Annotated in this window: 4 protein-coding genes; 1 reads left to right on the plus strand and 3 read right to left on the minus strand. The window is 59.7% G+C overall.

The window, feature by feature from the left end; genetic code table 11:
- Positions 1 to 42: 42 nt before the first annotated feature.
- Positions 43 to 345 (minus strand): hypothetical protein, encoded by a 303-nt coding sequence (locus LC343_RS25430; RefSeq protein ID WP_487345358.1) that lies wholly within the window; start codon positions 343 to 345, stop codon positions 43 to 45.
- Positions 346 to 441: 96 nt separating this feature from the next.
- Between LC343_RS25430 and LC343_RS23765 the strand changes: the two genes are divergently transcribed.
- Entirely contained in the window at positions 442 to 1,437 is a 996-nt protein-coding gene (locus LC343_RS23765; RefSeq protein WP_223479647.1) for a L,D-transpeptidase family protein, read from the plus strand.
- A 12-nt stretch (positions 1,438 to 1,449) separates the two neighbouring features.
- Here LC343_RS23765 and LC343_RS23770 read toward each other — a convergent pair whose 3' ends face one another.
- Both LC343_RS23770 and LC343_RS23775 read right to left on the minus strand, forming a co-directional pair.
- Positions 1,450 to 2,175, minus strand: a complete 726-nt coding sequence (locus tag LC343_RS23770; RefSeq protein ID WP_223479645.1) for a heparan-alpha-glucosaminide N-acetyltransferase — start codon at positions 2,173 to 2,175, stop codon at positions 1,450 to 1,452.
- A 1,111-nt stretch (positions 2,176 to 3,286) separates the two neighbouring features.
- Positions 3,287 to 5,644, minus strand: a complete 2,358-nt coding sequence (locus LC343_RS23775) for a heavy metal translocating P-type ATPase (protein ID WP_223479646.1) — start codon at positions 5,642 to 5,644, stop codon at positions 3,287 to 3,289.
- Between the last annotated feature and the right edge of the window lie 567 nt (positions 5,645 to 6,211).

The following is a 6,211-nucleotide window of genomic DNA, read 5'->3' on the forward strand; positions in this document are numbered from 1 at the left end:
TCACACCGTCAACTACTAAGGTCCGTAGCGCACCCGCGCAATTCACTGATCGGTGATCGCGTCCGGCGACCCTACATTGCTCGTGCTAAGCTCCGCTTCCATGTGCCAAAAGCTAAACGCGAAAGCCACTGCCACGAATGCAACCAGCGTCAGCATGACAAGGACATTGCGGGACCGGCGACTGCTTGCCAAGGCAGCACTCCCGCGGATAGTGAGACATTCGGGTTCTTCTGTCACTGATGTATCTCCCTTTGTCGGATCTGTATTAAGGAGATCGGATGCCGCGGTGAAGAGGAGAGGCAGTTCGCGGCGCTGCGGCGGTTTGCCGCCCCTTGGATGAGGCACGTAAACGCGACATTAAGCATGATTGGCGAGTGTCTGGGCGTTTCACTAGCTTGGAAATGCTTCTTAGGGGTCAGGTTCTAGACTGTGGTTCGATTGATCATTGCATTCGCGCTTGTTTCGCTCATTGGCCTGGCCACGTCCGCGTGCGTTTCAACGGTGCTTGACGTGGATGAGAGGTCAGTTCAGCCGGTTCCAGCTGCGCTTGTCGCGGAAATGGATCGCAAATCAATATCGCGGTCAGCGCCGATTCTGGTTCGGATCTTCAAGCAGGAGAGCGAGCTGGAGATCTGGAAGCGCGACAAAAGCGGCAAGTTCGCGCTTCTCAAGACCTATCCTATGTGCCGCTGGTCGGGAAAGCTTGGGCCGAAGACGCGCCAAGGCGACCGTCAGGCACCCGAAGGCTTCTATCATGTAAGCGCTGGCATGCTTAACCCGAACTCGCAATACTATCTTTCCTTCAATCTTGGATATCCAAACAGGCTCGAATCCGCACTCGGCTACACCGGCGAAGCGCTGATGGTACATGGCGCATGCTCGTCGTCGGGGTGCTTCGCAATGACGGACGAAGGTGTGGCCGAGATCTATGCGGTAGCGCGCGAAGCGCTGGAGGGCGGCCAGACGGCTTTTCAGGTTCAGGCTTTTCCATTCCGCATGACACCCGATAACATGGCGAAGAACCGATCCGATCCGAGTTTCGATTACTGGATGAACCTAAAGAAGGGTTACGACATTTTTGAAGTCACACGCCAGCAGCCTCGCGTCTCCCATTGCGGAGGCCGTTACGCGTTCAACACCGAGTTTGACGGTGGCGAGCCGAGGGATCCCCTGTCTGCATGTCCACCGGCCATCTCCATGCCAAACCCCGTCGTCGCGGCGCGCTCGCAGTCGGATTTGCGGGAAATGAACTGGATCGTCGAGGTAGACTCGGCTGTGCGGGCGCACGCCTATTCGGACGGGGGAATGCACCCGAAATTCCGCGAGTTGCTGGGGCGCCTTGGTGACAAGGCACTTGCCGAGCGAATTTCCGTGGACGCCGTGCCGATCAGCCGTCCCGATGCCGCTCTTGCCGATCCTCACACCCCGTACGAATAGACGTTCCCCTGTTCAATTCAGTAGCCTGGAAACCGGTACGATGACAGCCAACAGAACGGGCTGGTGCACGAGATAGATCACCAGACTTCTGCGCCCGCACCATGCTAGGAATCGTGCAGACTGACCCTGCGGCGCGGTTCTCGACAGATATCCTTCCAGATCAAAGGCCAGCAGCCATTTCGTCCCGGCCATGCCAAAAAGGGTGAGGCCTACCCATGGGAATATCGGCACAAAATCATTGCTCGGCGGGGGCTGGGTAAAAAAGCCGATCCAAGCCGTCAGTCTAGTATCGAAAACCGTCGACTCATAGATAAACGGAAGCGCAAAAATTGCAGTGCCGGCCGCCAAACATAGTGAGGCAGGAGCGCGAATGAACAGGCCCCCTATCAGCGTCGCTGCTGCGATTGCATGAAGTATACCGAAATAGACGAAGCTGGCCGGGAATACGGTGTACGTCACTACGGTGACAGCCGTCGCTGCGAGGGCGATGATACCCAGACGACGCATGAATGGCGACCATCTGATCTGCGCTGGATGTGCAAGAGCGAGGCTGACGCCGACGAGGATCATGAAGGTGCCGGCCAGGCTGCGACCGAACGTCAGCCAAACGGGATGCTGCGCGACACCTGAGATAATGCCGGTGAACTCAAAATCCCAGACGAGATGGAACAGGACCACGCCCGCAATCGCGAGGCCCCGAACGATGTCGACAACAATGAGGCGTTGCGTTTCAGCCAAGGAGTGATCTCCGGTCATTATTTCAGGTTCGTGTAAAAGCTCATCCCGCTGGAGGTTCAACCCCTTATTTCGCTATCGGTCACCCAATCTCACATTGATTTGGCTTTTGCTTTATTATCCCGGAGCATTAAGTAGAGGCATGTTCCGGATGTTTTCCACTACAGCGTTGCTGCTGTTCGTGCTCATTCACGTAGCTGCTGTACCGGTCATTGCCGCGGGGTCGGCAATTGAAACAGGCGGGACGAGTGGCTGCGTCCGCCTTCATCGGCGAACAGATCACCGCGTCTGTAACGGAAGTGGCGGTGAGGACCGCCTACGAGGCGCAGATTGCGCGTATGCCCCGCGTCGAGAAAACTCGGATTCGGTACATCCTTCTACCGCGACGATAGCGATTGGGTGCAAATTCCCATTGCAGAGAACCCGAGCGGTTCCTTCACCCACACAAACGGCATGTCGCCAGTCCCGAACTTGTTCTTCGGGGGCAAACATGGCAGCGCAATTGCGCTTCGGCCGCCATCATGGGCGCCGGTCCCGATGCTGGCGCCATCGTGAAGCTGATTTGCAAACAGAAATAGTCGTCGGATTTCCAGCCGACCGCGTTTATGCGTAAACAGCTTGCGCTAAGGTCCACCCTCGTCGTGAACGATGATTTTGACCCGCAGCTTACCTGCATCCCCGGAATCCAGGATCGATGACGCAACGGAACCAGAAGAGGATCGTACAACCACTAGCGGCTTTAGGTTCAAGCATCCACTGTGCGACCTGCTTCACCTCGTCAGACCTTTAACGAATGCTTCGCCCCGTGCGGTGCGTTCGGCCGGCAGCCCAGCGGTCTTCCTATGAAAGGCGCACTCAAGTCCGGTTGCGCTGTCGGATTCGGGATTGAAAGCAGAGTGGCAAATTTGGAGCACCACGGAATAGTAGGGGAGGCGTTCCCCCAGACTTAGAGAACGCGATCCCAGACCGACTTCCATGAGTTCGACCGCCATAGACGACTTGCATGCGTTCCTTTCGGATTCCCCTTTGGCAACCTGGGTCGTTACCCAAATAAGCAGACAAGTAAGAGTTCCCTTCGTCGCAGGATAGGGGAGCTATCTGGCCGCCGCCGTTCCTAGTGACCAAGCGTGATCCGGCTGACAACAATAGAATCGACGGCGCCTTCCAATCGCTCCCTTCCAAACATCGTCTCCGCGCCAGGCCGCAGCAGACGTAGCGCATTTGTCACCACGAGCAGCGACACGCCGACATCCGCCACGATCGCTCCCCACATCGAGGCCATGCCGATGGCGGTCAGGCCAACGAAGACGCCCTTGGTCGCCAGCGAGACACCGATGTTTTGGCGGATAATGGACATGGTGCGCCGCGAATGGCCGATTAGCCATGGCACTTTTCCGATGTCGTCGGTCATCAGCGCGATGTCCGCCGTCTCGATGGCAGCGTCCGAGCCGACTGCGCCCATAGCAATGCCGTAGTGCGCGAGAGCCATGGCCGGGGCGTCGTTCACCCCGTCACCCATCATCGCGACCATGTCGTGGCTCTCAACCAGTTCCTCGATGGCTGCCACCTTGTCCTCGGGCAGAAGTTCGGCACACACCTGATCGATGCCGACCTCTGATGCGACGGCGCGCGCGGTGCGTTCATTATCGCCCGTTAGCATGACGATGGTTTTCACGCCCTGCGCGTGCAGTCGCGCCACAACACCCTTCGCGTCCGGGCGGATCCGGTCGCGCAGTTCCAAAATGCCGGTCACGCCGGTCTCGTCGCCGACGGCTACTAGCGTGCTTCCCGCCCTTTCAATCTTGTCTCGAAGGTCGGTCGGAATCGCGCTGCCGAAACCCTTCTCCTCGGCAAACCGGTCCGAGCCCAGCCAGACCGCCCGGCCCCCCGCCCGCCCTTCCAGACCGCGACCCGGCACGGTGCGCGTATCCTCTGCCGCCGACACCTCTATGCCCTCCGACGAAGACCGCGTGAGGATGGCGCGCGCCAGCGGATGCGACGATCGCGCCTCGAGGGTTGCGGCTAGCGTCAACAGATCGCGGGCCGAGGCACCGCCAAGCGGATGCACGGCCGCGACTTCGGGCTCACCCATGGTGATGGTGCCGGTCTTGTCCATCGCCAATGCCGTGGTGCGACCCGGTACCTCGACATAGGCTCCGCCCTTGATGAGAACGCCTGACCGCGCCGAGGCTGTCAGTGCGGCGACGATTGAGACTGGGGTCGAGATGACGAGTGCGCAGGGGCAGGCGATGACCAGAAGGACGAGTGCGTTGTAGAACCAGTAATTCCAGGCCCCGCCTAAGACTAGCGGCGGCACCAGCGCGATGGTGATGGCCAGAGCCATCACGATGGGCGTGTATATGCGGGCGAACTTCGCCACCCATTGCTCCACCGGTGCACGGCGGGCATGGGCGTCGCCGACCATACGGATGATCTTGGCCAGCACCGTGTCGGAGGCCGCCTTGGTCGCGCGCACCGTAAGCGTGCCCTCGCCATTTATGGTGCCGGCATAGACTTCGTCGCCCGCCTCCTTGGGGACCAGAGCGCTTTCGCCAGTAATTGGGGCCTGATCGACCGCACCCGCCCCTTTCGTCACCTCGCCGTCGAGCGGAATGCGGTCGCCGCCGCGCACTACGAAACGGTCACCCACGACGACCTCAGCCGCGGGCACCTCCGCCTCGGTGCCATCGCTGCGGATCACCCGCGCCATGGCCGGCGCCAGTTCAAGAAGCGCCGCGACGGCGTTGCGCGCGCGCCCCACGCTCCAGCTTTCGAGATAGAGCGAAAGCGCAAAGAAGAAGGCAACGGTCGCGGCCTCGAAATATTCGCCAAGGCCGACTGCGCCGGCAACGGCGATTACCATCAACAGGTTCATGTCCGGCGACAGACGCCGTGCCGAGGACCATGCCTTGGACGCCACCAGCCAGACGCCAAATACGATAGCGAGGCCGAACAGACCTGCCTCGGCCAGCGGCATCGCCGTATCGCCGTGGCCCGCGAACAGCCCCAGCGCACCGCGCAGCCCGGTCTCCACAATGTGATACAGGAACCCTGCCGCCCAGAAACCGCCACTTACCGCAGTGAACCGCGCCTGCTTTCTGAGGTGCACGGCGCGGTCGGCCTCGGCGTTGTCAGCGTTCCAGGGTTGCGCGCCCATACCGGTCCCCGCAACCGCTTTGATGATCTTCTCGCTCGAGACGGTCCCAGCCGAGTTAAGAACCGTCATGCGGCCGTTGATCACGTCGAAGGCCAAATGCTCGGCGCCGCCGACCACCGGTCCGACAACGCGGTTCAGGATCGCCACTTCCTCGGCGCAATCGAGACCATCGACTTGAAAGCTACGCCCGTCGGCAGCCACCGGGTCCGTTGGCACATCAGTACCGCAGCAGGCGACACCATGCCCATGGTCGTTGGAATGCACAGGAACTTGCGGATGAGAACGTTTGTAATCGGGGTGTTTTTCGTTCGGCATCGTTGTCTCCTGTCCCGCGTCGGTGAACGTTGGGTTTCACCGTTCCGCAGTCGGCTGTGGTTGGTCCTTCCAAGATAGGACCTCTAGCTACTGTAGGATCAAGACCCGATAAACGTACTCAAGCGGTCTCAAATGAAGCGTCGAACGCGCCGCTAATAGTCGGAGTAGGCGTCGCGAAGTCGCGCTTCAAGTCACGGTTCCTCGGCAAACGGCGCGATGAATGCGCTGATAATCGGTAACAGCGCCGGCCACAATGCAAACGAAGAACTAACCGCAAGCACAAAGCCGGCGATGATGAAGATGTCGCCGATTCATTGGGGATTGCATGTGAACCGGTAGTGGCCTCCGGTCGCAAATTCGTCGGCCAGTCCAGTAGTCGATCCTGCCCGAGGACGATGACGCCCCACCAGGCCAGCCCATTCAAGCCAGCCCATTGCCAAAAAACAAGTAAGACACGGCCGAAAACGCGCCAGTGCAATACAGCCAGTCCTAGGGTCAAAACCCAATCAGCCTGTTGAGTGAACGACGCAAATCAGATTCAGAGCTTCTGGAAGTCCGTCTGGAGGT

Source organism: Oricola indica (genome assembly GCF_019966595.1).
GTDB lineage: Bacteria > Pseudomonadota > Alphaproteobacteria > Rhizobiales > Rhizobiaceae > Oricola > Oricola indica.